The following is a 19105-nucleotide window of genomic DNA, read 5'->3' as shown; positions in this document are numbered from 1 at the left end:
CATCAGCAGGAATACGTTTAAACCAGGTTTTTATGAAGCAGTGTTATGGGTTGCGATAATTGGCTTGCTTTACCTTATCAGCCTTGGAAATTACCTTCTCTTTCATACCGTGGTAGAACTCTTCAGCGTTTATGTAGCATATGTGATATTTCTTATAGTATGGAAATCGAGATCCCGACTGGAAAACGGATACCTTATATTCATAGGGGTTGCCTTTTTTTTCATCGGAAGCATTGATTTCCTGCATACCTTCACATTCAGGGGAATGGAACTGTTTCCTGGCTCGGGTATTAACCTGACCGTCCAGCTCTGGATAGCTGCAAGATACCTGGAAAGCATTACCTTTCTGCTTGCTCCGCTGTTCCTTATTAAAAGAAAAGAGGACGTAAACCCGGATGTTGAAAAAAGATACATAATATCTCCTGATAGCTCAGCTTTTGCCTGGAATGTTTTTCTTGTTTATGCAGCAATTACGATTTTATGCCTGCTTTCTATCTTCTTTTTCAGGAACTTTCCGGCTGCCTATATTGAAGGTTCGGGAATTACCACTTTCAAAATTCTGAGCGAATACATTATCTCTTTTATTCTCTTTTGCTCACTGATAGCGCTTTATGTGAAAAGGGATCACTTTGAAAGCAAGGTTTTCAATCTGCTTGCAGCTTCCATAGCACTTGCAGCTCTGGGAGATTTATCCTTCGCTCTGTATTCTCACATCGGTGAATTCCCCAATATCACAGGTCATTTCCTTAAACTGCTATCTTTTTATTTTATATACCAGGCAGTTGTGGGTATCGGATTTGAAGAGCCGTGCAGCCTCCTTTTCAGGGAACTTAAACACAGGGAAGAAGAGTTCAGGCAAAAAGCCATTTTCCTCGGGGACGAGTATCACCTCATATGCAGGATGATAGGGGCAAACAGGACTTCTGAACCTCAAAACAAAAGTTCTGATAAAGAAAGAGTTCAGGAAAACTATCATCCATTTTCAGATCATTTCCCAGGGGTCTGGTTCCAGCTGGACGAGAACTTTATGCCCGTATCAATAGAAGGCCCGGTTGAGGAAGTATCAGGATACGGGAAGGACGAAATCCTTTCTGGAAAAATAACTTTGACGGAACTGGTCGTTCCTGAAGATCAGCCCTCTGTTTTTGAAAACAGGAAAAAATTGAAATCTAACCCCAGACTTGTAATCGAGAATGAACTTCGAATCCGCAAAAAAAACGGAGAGACAAAATGGGTCAGGAAAATTATCCGGGGAATCGAGAGTGCTCCTGAAGGCTCAGGAAACTTCCAGGGCCTGGCTTATGATATCACTGAACGTAAAATGGCTGAAGAAGCGCTTGAAAAAATAGAGCGCATCCGCATAAAAGAAGTCCACCACAGGATAAAAAATAACCTGCAGGTGATCTCATCCCTGCTCAGTTTGCAGGCAGAAAAATTTGATGATAGGGAAGTTATTGAAGCTTTCAGGGAAAGCCAGAACCGCGTTGCATCCATAGCCATGATACACGAAGAGCTTCATGGTGGAGAAAGTCCGGACTCTCTGGATTTTGCGGGATATCTGCAGAAACTAACTTCGGACCTTTTCAATTCGTACCGTGTAGGTAAGGACGGAATAAATCTCACACTTGAACTTGAAAGTGTCCGTCTTGGCATGGATACTGCAATCCCTCTTGGAATTATTGTCAATGAACTGGTATCCAATTCCCTGAAACACGCTTTTCCAGGTATAAATGAAGGAGAAATCTGTATAAGCCTCAGAAATGAAGAAAAGCCTGAATTTGAAAATGAAATTTTCGATTCGGTTCCGGATTCTCCGGAGAACAGTAATTTCCATTACATATTGACTGTTTCAGATAATGGGAAAGGGATTCCTGATGATATCGATTTCCGGACCACTGACTCTCTTGGACTTCAGCTCATAACGATTCTTATTGACCAGATAGACGGCAGCATTGAGCTTAAGAGGGATCAGGGGACTGAGTTCACTCTCCGGTTTAATGATTAAGGAAATAATTCTGAAAAGGCCTGAATATAAGTTTGATATCTTCAGACAAACAGGTGAAAGTTTCGAAATTTGAATTTTTTTAATTTTTTTAATTTTTTTCATAACCGGATTAAATTCTTATTTCTTCATTATTTGCAGTTGAATAAATATTATATAATTTAAAAAGGAACTGAATACGGTCAACTAAGTAACATCCTCCCTATTAATCGAGTATCATTTTATAATATATTCTAATAACGAATACGGAGTAATCACGATGTCACCCTCCATGGTAGGAATGAGTTTTCTGGTTCTGGGAATAATTCTGCTACTTGGAAAGTGGATACGGGTAATAACTCCCAATCTTCAGAAACTCTTTATCCCCAGCTCTTTAATCGGCGGATTTCTGGCCCTCATTCTCGGACCACAGGTCCTGGGCAACCTGGTTGAGGGGCTGGAATATGAAAACGCTGCATTTTCCATGCTTGCCGGCGGAATATTTCCTGAAGATATGCTCGCTATATGGGCTTCCCTTCCGGGACTCTTCATAAATATCATTTTTGCCACCCTTTTTCTGGGAAAAAAACTTCCCGGAATTAGGGAGATCTGGAACATAGCAGGTCCTCAGGTCTCATTTGGCCAGACGGTAGCCTGGGGGCAGTATGTTTTCGGAATACTGGTAACTGTCCTTATACTCACTCCCTACTTCGGGATTAATCCTATAGCAGGTGCACTTATAGAGATAGGATTTGAAGGAGGCCACGGGACTGCAGCAGGTATGGCTTCTACTTTTGCAGAGGCCGGATTCCCTGAAGGTGCAGACCTGTCAATCGGCCTGGCTACTGTAGGCTTACTCTTCAGTGTGATCCTTGGAATTTTGCTCTTAAACTACGGTGTAAGGACTGGAAAATCTTCCATTCTAAAAGTGCCGGATGAAATCTCCCTTAAAAAAAGTGAACAGGCGGGGGTTGTTGATTTCGATGCACGGGAATGTGCAGGCAAAATAACAACAAGGCCCGAATCCATAGAACCCCTATCAATGCATTTTGCTTATGTAGGAGTTGCTATAGGAATAGGTTACATTATCCTTCAAATCCTCCAGTTGATAGAGGAGCTGGCCTGGGGCAGGACAACAGGCATCCACCTTCTGGAACACATGCCCCTTTTTCCACTTGCAATGATTGGCGGGATTATTCTTGAGATGTTTCTTGACAGGTTTGATACATACAAAACGCTTGATAGAAACCTGATGATGAGGATACAGGGGCTTTCTCTGGATATTTTGATAGTTAGTGCCATCGCCACTCTTTCTCTTGAAGCAATAGGCGGAAATCTGGCACCTTTTCTTATCCTGAGCATCGTGGGGATTTTCTGGAATGTAGCAGCCTTTCTTTTGCTCGCACCCAGAATGATCCCTTCATACTGGTTTGAAAGGGGCATGGGAGATTTCGGGCAGTCTATGGGTATGACTGCAAGCGGGCTTCTGCTAATGAAAATAGCAGACCCTGAAAACAGGTCTCCTGCGCTTGAAAGCTTTGGATACAAACAGCTCATGTTTGAACCAGTTGTTGGAGGGGGACTTTTCACAGCCACTTCCGTCCCTTTAATCTTTAATTTCGGACCTGTTCCCGTTCTTATATTCACAGCTGTCGTGATGCTTTTCTGGAGCGGATTAGGGCTTTTATATTTTGGCCGGAAATGACGGGGTTATTTCACGACCCCCTCTATTTCCGGTTTTTATTTGTTTTCTTTTTCCGCTGCATTAAGTATCTCGCCTTTCTTTTTTAAATATTTCCTGTATTTTTATACTATTTAAACATAATTATTAATTGATCGTTATTTTTTGTAGCTTTTTTCTCATTTTGTAGTTTCTTTCTGTTTTTTTGTAGTTTTTTCTGTTTTTTGTAGTATTTTTCCTGCATTTTTGCAGTTTCTCTCTCCGGGTAACTGTCTTTACAGAACTGTACAAAAATTTTATAATATACTTATTAATATATTTACTTATAATAAGATCTGAGCCCAGAAAGGATTTACTGGATTCATAAATGAGTATGTGAGACCATTTCGTAAAAAATGAAAGGTGGCGAGTCTATTATCGAGAAAAACTTCTATGACAACATCAATGTCCTTGAATGCATTGAAAAAGACGGAATAAAAATCGAGATCCTTGAGTACAAAACCCTTCGAGGCCTCAGGGACGTATGCCTTGCAGAAAACCTGTATTATCTTGAAAAAGCCGGCATGAGCCTCAAACAGATAAAAATCACTCTCAATAACAGTGCAGTAACAACCGAAAGGGGAGCCCTGTATTTCCATAAAGGGAACATCGCTGCTGAATGCGAAACAGGAGGAGTTGGGGGGCTTGCGAAAAAACTGATTAAAAACAGGCTGACCAGTGAATCCACTTTTACTCCTACGTACTCAGGCACAGGCGAGATTTTTCTTGAGCCGGGTTTCAACCATTATATACTGCTGGAACTGAAGAACGAGGCCATTATTGTAGACAGGGGAATGTTCTACTGCTGTGAAAACGGGATCAGTGTAGAAGTTTCAGCCCAGAAAAACCTTTCTTCAGGGCTTTTTGGAGGAGAAGGCTGGTTCCAGACAAAAATCAGCGGAACTGGGCTTTGTGTGCTTGCAATTCCCGTGCCTCCGGCTGAGGTCCTGAAGTATGAACTCAAGAATGAGAGATTGCAGGTTGATGGAAACTTTGTGTTCCTGAGGACTGCTTCCCTTAACTTTACGGTCGGGAGGTCTGCAAAGAATTTTGTCGGCAATTTCACCAGCGGCGAGGGAGCACTTCAGACCTTTGAAGGTACGGGAATTGTCTGGATGGCTCCTACTCAGTATGTCTATAAAACCCTTGCTCAATGTTTTTCCGCGCCTCTCCTGAATACTTCAAGAAGCGCTGACACCAGTAATGATGACTGATTTTCCAGGAAAGCGATTTTTCAGGAAAGTAATTTTTCCAGGATCTTAATACTTTTATTTGACTGAATTGGAATAATAAACGTAAGGCACCTTAAAAAAAATAAACGTAAAGCACCTTAATAAAAAAAGGTGCTTTTTTATCCTTTTTTTAATTTTTGCCTCTTCTATTCTGATATTTTTTCAGGGCTTATTCTTCTTCCAAATCTGTCCATCCAAGGTCTCTCATCTGTTCAGAGTCGCTTTCTTTTACTTTACCTGTGTGAAAGGGCTCATCACTTCTTATATCGAAGACCTCTATTCCGTACACAGTCCCGTAATATGCTGTTATCAATTCCGGCTCATTGGGGGCTTTAATAAACTGGATGTTCCCTTCTTCATACCATTGATCCCATGGAGTCTTTTCTTCGGATACAGGATATTTCATCTCCAGAAGATCCTCTTCAGCTCCTGAAACTACTTCAGTGCTGTCATCATTGTGCGGCTCTTTTTCAAGGGGCTTCTGGGCAATTTCATCCCATTCTCCATCTATTACGGCAGACCTTACTTCTCTTTCAGAAACAGCAATTTCTATACTGTGAGGGGTGAGAGCTTCGGTTACTATCTGGTCTGTCCTGTTTCCATACCCTCCGTGCCTGCTGGTAAATATATAGTTCAGAAAGTGCTGTTCAGGGTACGTCTCAAGAACTTCATGGTCTTCCAGTTTCAAGTCAAAACCGTCATAACCGTATGTGGGTGCGTTCTCTATCCAGGCTTCGGCTATCTGTTCAGCTTCTTCCCGAGAGGTGGAAAGGGTGTAAGCTCTCAGTTCAACAAGTGCGGAATCTATTTCCTGAAGGCCTTCTGGCATGTATTCGGAATAATAAGGGTCTACAGTTACGGTTTTTGTATGTACTTCATCTTCCAGGCTAATTTCCAGAGTCCCGACATCCGTAACTAAAGGCTGGCCTTCCTGAGGGACATAGCGTTCTTCCATCTGGAGGAAACGCTTTTCTTCGAAAAGATTGATAAGGTCTCTGAAAGCAGTTTCATTGAATGGCTTTTCATATGTTTTCCTGAAATTGCCTTCGTTATCCGAAGTAGTAAACACAACTGCTGTGCTGTTCACTGTTAACTCCTGCAGCTGCATTTCCGGGAGCGTGAAGGCTCCGTATGTTTTGTGGGTTATGGTAGCATTCTCTGATACGTCCGTTTGATTCTCCGGGTTATCTGCCTGTTTCTCAGTACATCCGGATATAAAAATTAACAGTAATATCAGCAGTACAGGAAATGTTCTGTTAATCAATATCTCCTCCTCTTACCAGGCTTTCGATTCAGGGATAATTTCAAATTAAAAGTTCCCTGTTAATATAGTATTTTTTAAATATGTTTTTTACCCTGGTTTCAACCAGATGACAATTTGAAATTGGTGTTCTCTGTTTTTTCACCTGACTTTCTGGTTTTTTTGTATTATATTTTAAATAACATTTATATCCATATACTAATGATTATATATCCATATACTAATGATTATATCACTGTCATATTTATTTGAAATTTTCATACAATTGCATCTGCTTATTGTATGCTGATTTACGTTAGAAGGCGCAGACCAGATGAAGTTACAGCTTGTAAATCTTCTTTTATTTTCTGAGAAAAGAAAAAATTTATTGTTATTGCTGGCAGAAGAGCCCAGGAATATTGATGAAATTCCGGATCTGCTTCAGATTTCCAGAATTTCTCTTCTTCCCCATATCAAAAAATTAAAGGAAAAGGGTTTAATTCTCCAGAACGGAGACGTATATTCCCTTTCCACCACAGGTGAGATACTGGTCAGAAAAGCCAGGCCTTTGCTGAATTCAGCCGGCATATTTGAAGACAATGATTCTTACTGGGGCTACAGGAAGCTTGATTCCATTCCTCCTCATCTGTTAAAGCGCATAGGGGACCTTAAAGGAAGCCAGCTACTCGAACCAGGGCTAACTCACGGCTTTGACCTTTTTCCTGAGCTGATAGACAATTTTACCGATTCTTCAAAGGTTATGCTCCTTTTTTCTTTTTTTCATCCCCTGATTCCATCTTTTTCTCTGGAGCTTGCAAAAAAGAATGTTCAGGCACAACTCATCTTTAGCAGGGACTCATTTGACAGGCTTTCAGGGGATTTTCATGATACTGGAGAGAAGATCATGGCAAAGGGTAATGCTTCGATTTTTATTTACGAAGGAGGACCACTCGAAATACCTGCACTGATTGCGGTTTCGGATAATGCGTTACTTCTCGGTTTATTCAATAAAAAGGGGAGATTTGAAGGGCAGTACCTTCTTAATTTTGAGCCCCTTTCCCTTGCCTGGGGTAAAGAACTTTTTGAATATTACCGGGATCGGTCAGAGAATGTCCTTTCAATGGATTCTCCACGCCCTTTCCCTGATGCTAACGGTGGTTTATCTAACCTGAAGTAGAGCAAAAAGATATTACTGGTCCAGGAGCACGGGGCACCCAGCTTTAAATATCTTTTACGGCAAAAGGTCTTGCAGGTATCCGCATGAAACGAACCTCCACGGAATGGAAGCAGAAAAGGGCTGAATTTGTTAAAGGCAAGGTTTGCGCCTGGTGCAGTTCTCCGGGCCGTCTGTGTGTTTGCACTCCCGGAGTCTCCTCTCCGGCAGAAATCCGCTCAGGTATTTACAATCTTGCTTATACCAGGTTTAAAGAAGTTTACAGGGAGAAGTACCAGCAATTTGAGTATATTCTGACAGGCAAACACCGCCATAAAAGCCATCCTGCATGGCACAGGGCTTCAACAATACATAAGATCGAACCTGATCATAGTGACCTTGAAGAACAGATAATTGAGAGGCTTATCGAAGACAGGGGAGAAGGAAACTTTAAGCAGCTCTATCATGAATGGCTTGCAGAAAACGGAATTGAAGAACTTATTGAAGAGGAGATTAAAAAAGCAGAGGAAGAATCCGCATCTTTTGAGCATGCGATTATGCTTTGCAAGAGCTGCCATTTTGCAAGCATGAAAGGTATGGAAATCTGTCCCAGATGCAGGAAAAGGTATAAGTCTTCAAGATATGAAACCTGCTTTGACTGCCTTCCTGAAGAAAAAAAGAAAGATATTCTGGCAAGGCAAAATGAAAAAAAGAGTTGATTTTAGGGCATGGAGGACCTTTTTGACAGATCCTTTGCCCGGAAATGAGGTTTTATTCAGGATTATTAATGAGAACAAAAAAGGAACAAAAAAGGCTATTCGAAATCATTACCTGTTTTCTTTCAGAAAAGAGCCCATCCGCTTCCTCCGCAGGCTTTGCAGGTCCCTGTTTCAAGGTTCCCTGACCCGTTACAAAGCGGGCATGTAATAGCAGGCTGGGCAACGAGAACGTTCCCCTGTCCTCCGCAAGCCTCACAGATTCCGCCTTCAGAATGCCCGGTTCCATCGCATAGCGAGCATCTTTCCGGAGCATACTCCGTATCCACGTAGGTATAGACCATCTAACCAACACCTTCTTTATTCATGAGCACAGGGTAATCTGGTTTTACAGAAGATTCTTTTACTACGTATTTTCGGCGTCCTAGGTTAAAAAATCTTGCAAAAAGATAAAATGGAAAGTGTTATAATGTACGACAGATTTCCGTCTTCCTTCTGCCTTTTTTTTCGCTTTAAACCTTTAAATCTTCTTTATGCCTGAAATATACCTTAAGGAATGACGAAAGTACGTAAAAATTTAACTTTTAACCTGATGAATAATTTTTTTAATGCTTATTAGTTTTTATTGTTCTGTTCTATCGATTTTCAATTAGCAATACCTGTTTTCCTCTTTATCCAGGACTTTTTTTCCAATCTACAATTCCAGGATTTAAAGGAGGACTTTTGATAATAAATATCTTCCTTTCTTCAATTTCTTACTAAATTTTATTTATATATTTTTCTTTCAGTAACATAAAATATTATTTTAAATGATTCCGGTAGTTTTAAGTAACATTAAAAAAATAATAATCATTAGGGGAGAGGTTTTAGTTTTGCGTCTTGGGGGACGCTGACTTTAAAATAAATCTCCTTAATTTTGGGAGCTGGAACTATGGCGCATAAAGATAATCCTGAGTTTTTGTCAGCAAGCACTATAAAAGGGGATAAGGTCATCAATACCGCTGGAGAGGACCTGGGGAAAATTGAAGAGCTGATGCTTGACCTCCGTGATGGAAGAATAGCGTATGCTGTACTCTCATTTGGTGGGTTCCTTGGTCTGGGCAATAAGTTATTTGCAATTCCCTGGAGTGCCCTTTCGTTAAGAGTGCACGAGCATGCCTTTGTCCTCGATATTCCTAAAGAAGTCCTTGAAAAAGCGGAAGGCTTTGATAAAGATAACTGGCCTGTAACTAACCGTGAATGGCTTTCCTCTATGTACAGCTATTATGGATATCAGCCATACTGGCAGACAGAAATGCTGGAAAATAGGCCGGGAAATATTTAAAAACCTGTATGGGCGGACAGGAAAGGCGCAGGTCTCATCTTACTGGCATATGAAAAGTCTGAAAAGTCAGGATGAAGTAGATCCGATATACGTTTTATGTTTTTTTCAGAATACGTGTACTTTAGAACATCTTTTTAATTTAGGGAGTTGGAACTATGGCACATAGAGATAATCCAGAATTTTTATCGGCAAGCACTATAAAAGGGGACAAGGTCGTCAATACTGCTGGAGAAGACCTTGGAAAGATTGAAGAATTGATGATCGACGTCGATGACGGAAGAATAGCGTATGCGGCATTGTCTTTTGGCGGGTTCCTGGGTATGGGAAACAAACTATTTGCCATTCCCTGGCAGGCTTTAAAACTCAGGCTTCACGAACATACCTTCTTACTTGATATTCCTAAAGAAACACTTGAGAGAGCGGAAGGCTTTGATAAGGACAACTGGCCTGCAGCTGACCGTGAATGGCTCTCCGATACTTACACTTACTACGGATACCAGCCATACTGGCAAAGAAGGGCAGAGGAGCAGACCGAAATACGGGGCGAGGTAGGTGCAGAAAGGTTATCAAGAGAATCAGCCAGCGAGAACCCCATATTCCTGTCAGCAGATTCCATAAAAGGAAATAAAGTTGTCAATAGGGATGGGAATGATATTGGAAAGATCGACGAAATAATGATCGATCTGCAGGATGGAAATGTGGCATATGCCGCAGTATCACATGGCGGGATCCTTGGTATAGGCAGCAAATTGTTTGCTATTCCCTGGAAGGCTTTTTCCCTTAGAATCCGTGATAATGCCTTCATACTTGACATTCCTGAAGAGACCTTTGATAAGGCAGAAGGTTTCGACAAGAGTCACTGGCCTCTAACCCGTCAGGAACTTTCCGGGACTTTCACGCACTATGGGTTTGAACCTTACTGGCAGGCAGCGGCAGTGGGGGCAGGCGTTTCGGCAGGAGTCATGGGTGAGACTGAAGCAGAAAAGATGTCCCGGATGGAAAGAGAGAGGAAAGGGTTGGTAAAAACAGATGAAGAGTTAAAGGCAAGACAGGAAAGGGAAAGACTTGAAGGGTTAAAAGAGACGCAGGAAGAAAAAATCTCCCGTCTGGAACAGGAACGTATGGAACGGGAGAGGCAGACAGAAACTGAACGAGAAAGACTCTCGCGCCTGGAAAAAGAACAGATGGAACTTGAAAATCAGTCACGGGTTGAGAAAGAGAAGCTTGCAGGGCTGGAAAAAGAACTTCAGGAATCTATCAGGCTCGAAGAGACTGAAAAAGTATCCAGGCTTGAGAAAGAGGTGAATCTTTTACAGGGGCAGGAACAGTCCCGCAGAGAGAGACTGGCACAGCTGGAGAGTGAGCGTGCAAGAGTGGGGAAGCTGGAAGAGACCGAAAAAGAGAGGCTCGCCAGGCTTGAAAAAGAGAGGATGGAAGCCGAGAGGCGTGAAGAAAGTGAGAAAGAACGGCTTGCCCGCCTGGAAAAGGAGAGGATGGAAGCTGAAAGAAAAGTAGAGACCGAGCAGGAGAGGCTTGCCAGGCTTGAAAAAGAGAGAACGGAAGCAGAAAAGCGCCATGAGACCGAGAAGGAAAGGCTTGCCGGGTTAGGAACAGGGGGTGTAATGGCAGCAAAAGGAGCGGAAACAGGATATGCAAAAATGGCAAGGACTGAAGGAATAGCAGGAAGGGAAGGCCCTGAATTCTTATCGGCAAGCACTATAAAAGGGAACAAGGTTGTCAATACAGCCGGCGAGGACCTTGGAAAGATAGAAGAATTAATGATCGACCTTGATGAAGGAAGAATAGGATATGCTGTACTGTCTTTTGGCGGATTCCTCGGTCTGGGCGACAAGTTATTTTCTATTCCCTGGAACTCTCTATCATTGAGAGTACACGAGCATTCCTTCGTACTTGACGTTCCTAAAGAAACACTTGAAAAAGCAGAAGGTTTTGATAAGGACAACTGGCCTGTAACTACCCGTGAGAGTCTCTCGCAGACCTACAATTACTACGGACACGAACCTTACTGGCAGAGAGAGGCGACTGAAAGGACAGGGCTTCCCGGAGAGATAGGCTCAGAAAGGGTTTCCGGAAAAGATGTTACAGCGGGCAGAGAAAGTCCGGAATTCCTTTCAGCAGGCACTATCAAAGGGGATAAAGTCATCAATACGGAAGGGGAGGACCTTGGAAAGATTGAAGAATTGATGATCGACCTTGATGATGGAAGAGTGGGATATGCTGTACTGTCCTTTGGCGGATTCCTTGGCATGGGAGACAAACTGTTTGCCATCCCCTGGAAGGCACTTTCTTTGAAGGTTCACGAACACGCCTTTGTCCTTAATATTCCTAAAGATGTCCTGAAGGATGCAGAAGGCTTTGATAAGGACAGATGGCCCTTAACCCGTGACAGCCTATTCAGGACCTATACCTACTATGGATACCAGCCGTACTGGCAGAAAAGAGAAACGGCTGAAGTAACCGGAGTGACAGGGGAGACTGCCGAAAGTCCCAGGGAAAGAGAGCCGGCAAGAATGGAGAGACGGGCTCAAAGCGAAAGCCACGGGCAGCTAAAAACCGCAGAGGAAAAAATGGCACAGCAGGATAAAGAAAGAATTAAAAGAATGGAGGAGACCGAGACAGATAAAGAGAAACTTGAACGCCTGGAAAGGGAACGCACGGTAGCAGAAAGAAGGGAGAAGAAATATCAGTAATAAAGGATCCGGGGAGGCATTATCTATCTCCCTGAATTCAATTTTTTCTATCTTTTTTTCTTTTTTACATTTTACCGGTCATGTTTTCTGGAATATACTTTCTCTTGCTGTCAAAAGAGTTGCCAGCAGCGATTTTTTAATCTCAACCGCATTATTGGGGCAGAGTTCACGGCAGCAATAACATAAAATACATTTATCCTTATTTATCCTGAAACTCCCGTCCGCAAGGCGCTCTACAGCATGAGGAGAACAGTTATTGTAGCACGCAGAGCAGCGGGTGCATTTCCTCTGGTTAATTCTCGGGTAAGCGGTATAATATTTTCCGAGGCGGCGCGTCAGAAAAGGAGGAACTTTACTGACTCCACCGCTTGATGGCTTGAATTTCTTTTTGACTTCTTTTAATGGTGTTCCGACCACAACAGGGCACTGGTTTCCAAAGCCTTTCTTCAGGACACCCGCGGTCGTGGGGATTTTCAGAGGGTCAAATCCTATCATCTCTGCCGCGACAATATCCAGGGAAACACAGTCCCTGCTTGCCAGAATTACTCCTGAGTTTATGGGTTTCCCATGGGATGGCCCGTTTCCCTCCATACCCACAATTCCATCCATTACTGCAAAATCGGGCCGGATGACAGAATATAAATCTGCAACTGCCTCTCCAAAAAGATCCCTCTCCCCGAGGAGGTGAGTCTCTTTCCGGCACCTGAGGGGAAGAGCGCCAAAGAAGTTCTTAACCGCGCCTGTATAATAGGTGAGCTCATGCGTTTTCAGTTTTGGGAGGGATATTATAACATCGGCTTCAAGGACAGGTTTTGCAATATACAGTTTCCTGAATTGAAGAGGTTCCGGGACTTCTACAAGGCTAAAACCTGCAGTCTCAAAGTTCACAACCCTGGCTCCTGCTCTTAAGGCAGCTTCTTCTATCCCTGAGGTTTTCAGGGCTTTTGCAGTAGCCCCAGGTCTTGAGATCCCGGCTCCGTCCCCTACCACTGGCTTCCCTCCTGCATTGATAACGAACTCGCACATCGCCGCGACCACAGCCGGGTGGGTAGTTGCGGCGGCTTCGGGGGGGCTTGCTGCAAGGATATTTGGCTTCAGGAGTACGCTGTCTCCCTTGCCGATTACATTTTCAAGACCGCCCAGAAGGTCCAGAGCTCTGGCTATTGCTTCTTTTGCGCTGGAATAATCAGAACAGGGAACTATGGAGACTTTATTCATTGCTTTAAATAAATGAGGGTAATTATTAATTCTTTTCCGGTTTCATTCGCGGTGTCGTTTTTATCCATATGTTATTTTTAACCGCTTTCCCTTTTTTAAAACTCATCAATCTATTTTTATCTGTTTTTAAGGCCCATCATCAGGTCGATCTCTTCAGCTACGCTTTCCAGCTCATCCAGTATCCTTTCCGAGTCCTTTCTCATCTCCCTTACTGCAGCTTTAAGGCTGCCCCCCCTCAGATAAATCAGGCGTTTTTTCCTGTACAGGAGCCCGGACTCATTGAGGTTTCGGAGATGGTGGTTGATTCTTGAAATTTTCATATCCAGATCTTCAGCCAGGTCTTCGGATGAGCTTTCCCTGTCATTTGAAAGCTTTTCAAGCAAACTGAAAATTATCCTGTTAGCTGTATTTTCCGTGTCCCTCCCAGAAGAAAAGCCAAAGCTGTCACAGAACCATATAAGGTCTTCCTCAAGGCTTTTAATCCTGGGTTTTTCAAGGTTTCTGAGGATAATTTGCTGAACCATCTGTGTATCATTTTAGAGATTCAAATATATAAATTTTATTTAGATTTGTGGATATCATATCTATTTTACTTAGATTATGACCATTTTATTGATATGTTTTTTCAGAAAGGCGGGTAATTTTTAAATATAAGTTTTGCATTATATGCAGATAGTTGGGCTTTAAACAGCTCAATTATTCACCAATTTTATGCTGACTTACAGCAGCAAGTTAACCTTCAGCTAATATTAAGGTCGCTTACACATAGGAGGAACAAAAATGATTGTCAAACCTATTGGCGAACGTGTATTACTCAAGCACCAGAAGAAAGAAGAAGTCACTAAAGGCGGGATCTATATCCCTGAATCAGCAAGGCAGGAAAAGAAAGAAGGAATTGTTGTCGCTGTGGGGACATTTGAAGATGGGAAAGAACTTCCCCTTAAGAAGGATGACCATGTAATTTACGGGGGATATCAGGCTGATGAGATTGAAATCGATGATGAAAAATATATTTTTGTCGATTTCAAGGATATCCTGGCAACAGTTGTTGAAGAATAATGTTGAATGAGGCCTTTTCTGAAAGTATTGCATCAGTCATATGACGAATTTAAGTAAATCATGAATCCGATGAATGTCAGACAATGATTTCGATAAATCATGAATTAATTCAATAAAAATATTTGATCTTAATTCAGGTGAATATAGATGGCTTCAAAGCAGATAATGTTTGATGAAGGTGCGAGAAAAGCACTCTTAAGCGGTGTGGATAAGGTCGCAAATACCGTTAAGATCACCCTGGGGCCCAAAGGGCGTTATGTTGTTCTGGATAAAAGCACAAAACCCGTGGTCACAAATGACGGTGTCACCATTGCAAAAGAAATAGAGCTCCATGACAAATTCGAAAATATGGGAGCTAAACTTGTTAAGGAAGTAGCCTCCAAAACCCAGGACAACACCGGGGACGGGACTACAACGGCAACCCTTCTTGCCCAGAGCATGATCCGGGAAGGCCTGAAGAACATCAGTGCCGGGGCAAACCCGATTGAAGTCAAGAAAGGGATTGAGATTGCCACGGAAAAGGTTGTAGGATACCTCAAAGGCAAGAGTGTTGAGGTAAAAGGAAAGGATAAAATCATACAGGTAGCCACAATTTCCGCAAACAACGACGAAGAAATAGGCAATCTGATTGCCGATGCTATGGAAAGGGTCGGCTACAACGGGGTAATCACTGTTGAAGACTCAAAGACCATGGAGACCAGCCTTGATGTGGTCGAAGGTATGCAGTTCGACCGCGGGTTTGTTTCCCCGTACATGGCTCTTGACACCGAAAAGATGGTCTGCGAGTTTGAAGACCCATATATCCTGATTACGGACAAAAAAATCAACAGCATGAAGCAGATCGTGCCTGTGCTTGAGAAAGTTGCTTCTGAAGGGAGATCTCTCCTGATTATTGCTGAAGATGTCGACGGAGACGCCCAGGCTGCTTTGATTCTGAACATCATCCGCGGAGCCCTCAGAGTTTGCGCTGTAAAAGCTCCGGGGTTCGGAAACGAGAGAAAAGAGATGCTTGAGGACATTGCTATCCTTACCGGTGGGCAGGTAATAAGCGAAGAAAAGGGCATGAAGCTTGAAGAATTCAGCGATTACATGCTTGGAAATGCCAGGAAAGTCACGGTTGACAACCACAAAACCATTATCGTTGAAGGCAGGGGTGATAAGGCAGACATCGATGAAAGAGTCAGGGTCATTGAAGCCCAGATCAATATTGCTGAAGCCGACTACAGAAAGACCGAACTTAAAAAGCGCATGGCAAAACTGGGCGGCGGCGTTGCAGTAATTAAAGTTGGAGCCGCAACCGAAACCGAACTCAAGGAAAAGAAGATGAGAATCGATGACGCCCTGAATGCAACGAAAGCAGCAGTAGAGGAAGGTGTGGTCACAGGAGGAGGAATAAGTCTCTTCCGTGCGGCGGCGACCCTTGATTCCCTTGACCTTGACGGCGACAGGCAGATTGGAGTAAAAATTGTCCAGAGAGCTATAGAAGACCCTGTACGCCAGATCGCTGCAAATGCAGGAAGAGAAGGCGCTGAAGTGGTAGCAGCCATAAAAGCTGAATCCAGTGAGCATTTCGGGTACAACGCAAAAACGGATGTTTTTGAAGACCTCTTCGAAGCAGGAGTAATCGACCCGACAAAAGTCGTAAGAAGCGGGCTCCAGAATGCTGCCTCAATCGCAGGCATGGTGCTCACAACAGAAGCTCTTGTAACAGACTTCGATGAAGAAAAGGATGAAAGGACAGCGGCAATCATTATCTGATTGTATTTTTTCCTTTTTTTCCTCTCAATTTCTTCCTTCTTTATTCTTTCTCCTTTTTTCTCTATTTTTTTCTTTTATCTTTACTCTTTCTCTATTTTTCTTCTTTTTTCTTTTTTAATCTGGCGTAGGTTGAAAATCTTTTTCTCTCATTAGCGTAATACTTTTGTGATAGCTTAATTCCCACGTTCATAACTGTTGATCTATACTCAATCTGTTTTATCCCTGAAATTTATCTTGCTTTATCTTCAGAAAGGTGCAATTAAAAATGCTTGAAGTCTACTGCGACTCATCTTATAATGAAAATGGAGATTCCTATATAGGCTGCGTGGTGCTGCGGGAAGGCAGGCAGATCCATCAGTCAACGACCGAAGTCCGGGATAATCCTCGTAATAATCTTGATTGCGAACTTGATGCTCTCGATTTTGCCATTTCCCTTGTCAGGATTTTTTCCAAAGGCGATAAAGAAATAGTTGTTTATAATGATTCTACAGAAGCCGTAAAAAATTTTCAGGGAAAGGCTGAGGGTGCAGAACAGGAGTTTTCAGGGTCCGGGATTAGCTTTGAGTATATCCCACGTGAAAAGATGTATCAGGCAGCCGCAGACAGCCTGTCCAAAAAGTTTCCTGTTTTTTTCTCAAGTACAGCTATGTGTAGTGTGGAATCCTTTTCAAGACGTGAAGACATTCTCTCTGACATTACCCGCAATAAAAGCAGTGTTTTTTATCTTGAAAAAGTGCCGGAAATGTCTTCAAATAAAAAAACCTGCTACAGGCTGGTAGTCCGAACCATGGAAAAAATCCTTTCTGATGACAGGTTTTATACTATAAAAAAAGGAGGTCCGGGAACTCAGGTAAAAGCTGCTGAAGAGATCAGGAAAGACCTCTCAAACCCTGAGGTCCTCTCTTCCCTGAAATCGAAAGGTATCAGGCTTGAAAATTCCTACTTCCTGCTCACGGATGAGACATGGGGGCTGCGGGGCACGGACAGCCAGGCCTGCTCTATACTTCCCCCTTCCATCCCACATAAAATCATATGCGATGAGGTGGACCGGTCGCCTCAAAATCTTTTCAAAAGAGCAGAGCGTTTCAGGTGATTTTCTTCACTCTCGATCTCTACTCTCGATTCTTTCTGGAACAGGATAAACAGGTATTTATGAAAATTACAGAATTTCACTTACAATAATTTCACTTATATAATTAATTTCTCTTACATATTTAATTTCTCTTACATTATTAATCTCACTCGCATAATTAATTTCACTTACACTATTCCACTTAAATTATTAGTTTTGCTTACAGTATTATTCATTCCCCAACAACCCCAAACAACCCCAAACAACCCCAAACCCCACCCAAAAACCCTGAGAATCCATGAAACCCATAGATTATAAAATCCAGATTTTGCTGACAATTTTCATCAGTTCTCTGCTCCTCGGAAACCTCCTGGGGGGCAAGCTGGTCGAGATCTTTGGAATCGTAACCTCTGTCGGCCTTTTCGGATACCCGCCTACCTTTCTTATTACGGATATCGTAGAAGAGGTAAAAGGAAGAGAAGTGACAAAAATTTTCGTGCATGCAGGTTTTCTTTCACTTTGCATAGCCCTATTTTTCATATTTGTTAGCACAGGCCTTCCCCCTTCCCCTCTATATCCTCATAATGAAGCTTATAATCACGTTTTTTCAGGTTCCCTGAGAATTATCCTGGCAAGCATGATAGCTTTTCTCATAAGCCAGTACCACGACATCTGGGCTTTTAATTTCTGGAAGAAAAAAACAAATGGGAGATGCCTGTGGCTCAGGAATAATCTTTCAACAATTGTTTCCCAGCTTCTCGACTCTACCGTTTTTATGTTTATCGCTTTCTATCATGCAGGTCCTGAGATGGGCGCAGCTGCTATATTCTCCATGATTTTGCCGCTCTGGATTCTTAAGGTGATCTTTGCCCTTCTTGATACTCCATTTGTATACCTTGGAGTAAAATGGCTCGCTTCCGGAGAGGAAAAAGAGAACCTGCATCCTGATGAGGGCAGAGAGACAGGAATAGTTAAAGGTCAGGAGACCCCCGGCTCCTTAAACCGATCAGGATTGTAGACTTAAATTGAATTCCGAAATGCCCGATTTCAATGATTATTACTCTGATCTATCCCAACGCTTATGGGCATCCCCCTCCTATATACATTAACGGGGGTTCCAATCATGGTAGAATATCCTGAGATCGAAATACCGCCTGTCAGTAAAGAAAATCAGAATAGTGAAGATAAGCCCGGGAAAAACTATGAAAAAAAAGATGAGGAGCAGGAGAAGCAGGGAAAAGAGCCTGATATTCGGTCAGGACCTCCCTCAGAAGAGTTCTGTATCTCCTGCCTGAATATGCCTGAAGAGCAGCGTAAAACCATGCTTCTGGAGATCCAGCAGGCAGCTGAAAAGATTCTGAAAGCCTATAAAGTCATTAAAGAGCCCGAAGACCTTTTAAAGGGGGAATGGTTTCTCAAGCTTCAGAAGCCGGAATTTGAAAAGAAACTGGTTATTGCAAAGTCCGGAGAAGAAGTGTTTATAGGTTTTTATACCTATTCCGGAGAAACTCCTGTGCCTGATCCTAATTTCGTTTTACTTTCTCAATACGGGTTCTGGTATCCGCAGAGGATAGAGGAAAAATTTGAAGAAACGGTTGCCTCTTTCTTTACGGGAGCTTACGGAGACTACGATTTCCTTAATATTGTCCCTGAAGCCGTTGAAAAATTCCAGGCTTTTCAGCGTGATTTTGTAAAGATGCTCGAAGATCAGGAATGGGACGGGCAGGATGTAGAAGTTATTGAAAAAATTATGCCGAAGGATTAAGTTCCCATAAACCAGCCCTCCCAGAGAAATTATTTCCTTCCGTTTTTTCCAGGCTTTAATTTTTTTCTTTTATAACATCCTTACTGACTTTTTATTTTCCCCACAGGATTTTTAAATCTTGAAAGCATACGCAGTCTCAGGTACATACTCTGTGGT

General features: G+C 42.6%; 16 protein-coding genes. 12 read left to right on the top strand and 4 right to left on the bottom strand.

Annotated features, from left to right (window positions below):
* Positions 1-40: 40 nt before the first annotated feature.
* The 3 genes from MSMAS_RS15395 to MSMAS_RS15385 all read left to right on the top strand — a co-directional run bounded on the left by MSMAS_RS15395 (position 41) and on the right by MSMAS_RS15385 (position 4915).
* A complete protein-coding gene (locus MSMAS_RS15395) occupies positions 41-2005 on the top strand; it encodes an MASE3 domain-containing protein (RefSeq protein ID WP_048036359.1) in 1965 nt (654 codons plus the stop codon).
* A 256-nt stretch (positions 2006-2261) separates the two neighbouring features.
* Positions 2262-3686, top strand: coding sequence for a sodium/glutamate symporter (locus MSMAS_RS15390; RefSeq protein ID WP_048046782.1), 1425 nt, complete (start codon positions 2262-2264; stop codon positions 3684-3686).
* 371 nt (positions 3687-4057) lie between these two features.
* Entirely contained in the window at positions 4058-4915 is an 858-nt protein-coding gene (locus MSMAS_RS15385; protein ID WP_015412083.1) for an AIM24 family protein, read from the top strand.
* Positions 4916-5102: 187 nt separating this feature from the next.
* Here the strand turns inward: MSMAS_RS15385 and MSMAS_RS15380 are convergent, their stop codons facing one another.
* On the bottom strand, positions 5103-6197 hold the full coding sequence (locus tag MSMAS_RS15380) for a hypothetical protein (protein ID WP_048040300.1): 1095 nt from the start codon (positions 6195-6197) through the stop codon (positions 5103-5105).
* 364 nt (positions 6198-6561) lie between these two features.
* On the opposite strand from MSMAS_RS15380, the gene MSMAS_RS15375 reads away from it, so the two are divergent.
* Positions 6562-7350 (top strand): helix-turn-helix transcriptional regulator, encoded by a 789-nt coding sequence (locus MSMAS_RS15375; RefSeq protein WP_230633294.1) that lies wholly within the window; start codon positions 6562-6564, stop codon positions 7348-7350.
* An 83-nt stretch (positions 7351-7433) separates the two neighbouring features.
* Complete coding sequence (locus tag MSMAS_RS15370; protein WP_011033729.1) at positions 7434-8045, top strand: hypothetical protein; 612 nt, start codon at positions 7434-7436, stop codon at positions 8043-8045.
* A 122-nt stretch (positions 8046-8167) separates the two neighbouring features.
* Here MSMAS_RS15370 and MSMAS_RS15365 read toward each other — a convergent pair whose 3' ends face one another.
* A complete protein-coding gene (locus MSMAS_RS15365) occupies positions 8168-8386 on the bottom strand; it encodes a hypothetical protein (RefSeq protein WP_015412086.1) in 219 nt (72 codons plus the stop codon).
* Positions 8387-8973: 587 nt separating this feature from the next.
* On the opposite strand from MSMAS_RS15365, the gene MSMAS_RS15360 reads away from it, so the two are divergent.
* Together MSMAS_RS15360 and MSMAS_RS15355 are read left to right on the top strand one after the other, a co-directional pair.
* Positions 8974-9366: a PRC-barrel domain-containing protein gene (locus MSMAS_RS15360; RefSeq protein ID WP_048037438.1), complete on the top strand. Its 393-nt coding sequence runs from the start codon at positions 8974-8976 to the stop codon at positions 9364-9366.
* Between the two features lie 155 nt (positions 9367-9521).
* The gene (locus MSMAS_RS15355; protein WP_011033732.1) at positions 9522-12077 is read left to right on the top strand and encodes a PRC-barrel domain-containing protein; all 2556 of its coding nucleotides are present in this window, start codon (positions 9522-9524) and stop codon (positions 12075-12077) included.
* Positions 12078-12155: 78 nt separating this feature from the next.
* Here MSMAS_RS15355 and MSMAS_RS15350 read toward each other — a convergent pair whose 3' ends face one another.
* Complete coding sequence (locus MSMAS_RS15350) at positions 12156-13295, bottom strand: DUF362 domain-containing protein (RefSeq protein ID WP_048046778.1); 1140 nt, start codon at positions 13293-13295, stop codon at positions 12156-12158.
* A gap of 116 nt (positions 13296-13411) precedes the next feature.
* Positions 13412-13819 carry an ArsR family transcriptional regulator gene (locus MSMAS_RS15345; RefSeq protein ID WP_015412089.1) on the bottom strand — a complete coding sequence of 136 codons (408 nt, stop codon included), beginning with the start codon at positions 13817-13819 and terminating at the stop codon, positions 13412-13414.
* Between the two features lie 256 nt (positions 13820-14075).
* On the opposite strand from MSMAS_RS15345, the gene groES reads away from it, so the two are divergent.
* The 5 genes from groES (at position 14076) to MSMAS_RS15320 (ending at position 18949) form a co-directional block, all read left to right on the top strand.
* On the top strand, positions 14076-14354 hold the full coding sequence (groES, locus tag MSMAS_RS15340) for a co-chaperone GroES (RefSeq protein ID WP_011033735.1): 279 nt from the start codon (positions 14076-14078) through the stop codon (positions 14352-14354).
* Positions 14355-14501: 147 nt separating this feature from the next.
* Positions 14502-16112 carry a chaperonin GroEL gene (gene groL / locus MSMAS_RS15335; RefSeq protein ID WP_048046775.1) on the top strand — a complete coding sequence of 537 codons (1611 nt, stop codon included), beginning with the start codon at positions 14502-14504 and terminating at the stop codon, positions 16110-16112.
* 265 nt (positions 16113-16377) lie between these two features.
* Complete coding sequence (locus MSMAS_RS15330) at positions 16378-17205, top strand: ribonuclease H family protein (RefSeq protein ID WP_011033737.1); 828 nt, start codon at positions 16378-16380, stop codon at positions 17203-17205.
* A gap of 277 nt (positions 17206-17482) precedes the next feature.
* Positions 17483-18202, top strand: coding sequence for a queuosine precursor transporter (locus MSMAS_RS15325; protein WP_048038288.1), 720 nt, complete (start codon positions 17483-17485; stop codon positions 18200-18202).
* A 105-nt stretch (positions 18203-18307) separates the two neighbouring features.
* Entirely contained in the window at positions 18308-18949 is a 642-nt protein-coding gene (locus MSMAS_RS15320) for a hypothetical protein (protein ID WP_011033739.1), read from the top strand.
* Positions 18950-19105 lie beyond the last annotated feature (156 nt).

The organism is Methanosarcina mazei S-6 (assembly GCF_000970205.1).
GTDB lineage: Archaea > Halobacteriota > Methanosarcinia > Methanosarcinales > Methanosarcinaceae > Methanosarcina > Methanosarcina mazei.
Note: the sequence above shows the minus strand (reverse complement) of the source record. Positions and strands in the feature narration are given on the sequence as shown.

Coding starts and splice junctions, on each gene's coding strand:
- groL (WP_048046775.1), top strand. CDS start 14,502: ATGGCTTCAAAGCAGATAATGTTTGATGAAGGTGCGAGAAAAGCACTC.
- MSMAS_RS15385 (WP_015412083.1), top strand. CDS start 4,058: ATGAAAGGTGGCGAGTCTATTATCGAGAAAAACTTCTATGACAACATC.
- MSMAS_RS15355 (WP_011033732.1), top strand. CDS start 9,522: ATGGCACATAGAGATAATCCAGAATTTTTATCGGCAAGCACTATAAAA.
- MSMAS_RS15390 (WP_048046782.1), top strand. CDS start 2,262: ATGTCACCCTCCATGGTAGGAATGAGTTTTCTGGTTCTGGGAATAATT.
- MSMAS_RS15325 (WP_048038288.1), top strand. CDS start 17,483: ATGAAACCCATAGATTATAAAATCCAGATTTTGCTGACAATTTTCATC.
- MSMAS_RS15365 (WP_015412086.1), bottom strand. CDS start 8,386: ATGGTCTATACCTACGTGGATACGGAGTATGCTCCGGAAAGATGCTCG.
- MSMAS_RS15350 (WP_048046778.1), bottom strand. CDS start 13,295: ATGAATAAAGTCTCCATAGTTCCCTGTTCTGATTATTCCAGCGCAAAA.
- MSMAS_RS15345 (WP_015412089.1), bottom strand. CDS start 13,819: ATGGTTCAGCAAATTATCCTCAGAAACCTTGAAAAACCCAGGATTAAA.
- groES (WP_011033735.1), top strand. CDS start 14,076: ATGATTGTCAAACCTATTGGCGAACGTGTATTACTCAAGCACCAGAAG.
- MSMAS_RS15330 (WP_011033737.1), top strand. CDS start 16,378: ATGCTTGAAGTCTACTGCGACTCATCTTATAATGAAAATGGAGATTCC.
- MSMAS_RS15360 (WP_048037438.1), top strand. CDS start 8,974: ATGGCGCATAAAGATAATCCTGAGTTTTTGTCAGCAAGCACTATAAAA.
- MSMAS_RS15320 (WP_011033739.1), top strand. CDS start 18,308: ATGGTAGAATATCCTGAGATCGAAATACCGCCTGTCAGTAAAGAAAAT.
- MSMAS_RS15370 (WP_011033729.1), top strand. CDS start 7,434: ATGAAACGAACCTCCACGGAATGGAAGCAGAAAAGGGCTGAATTTGTT.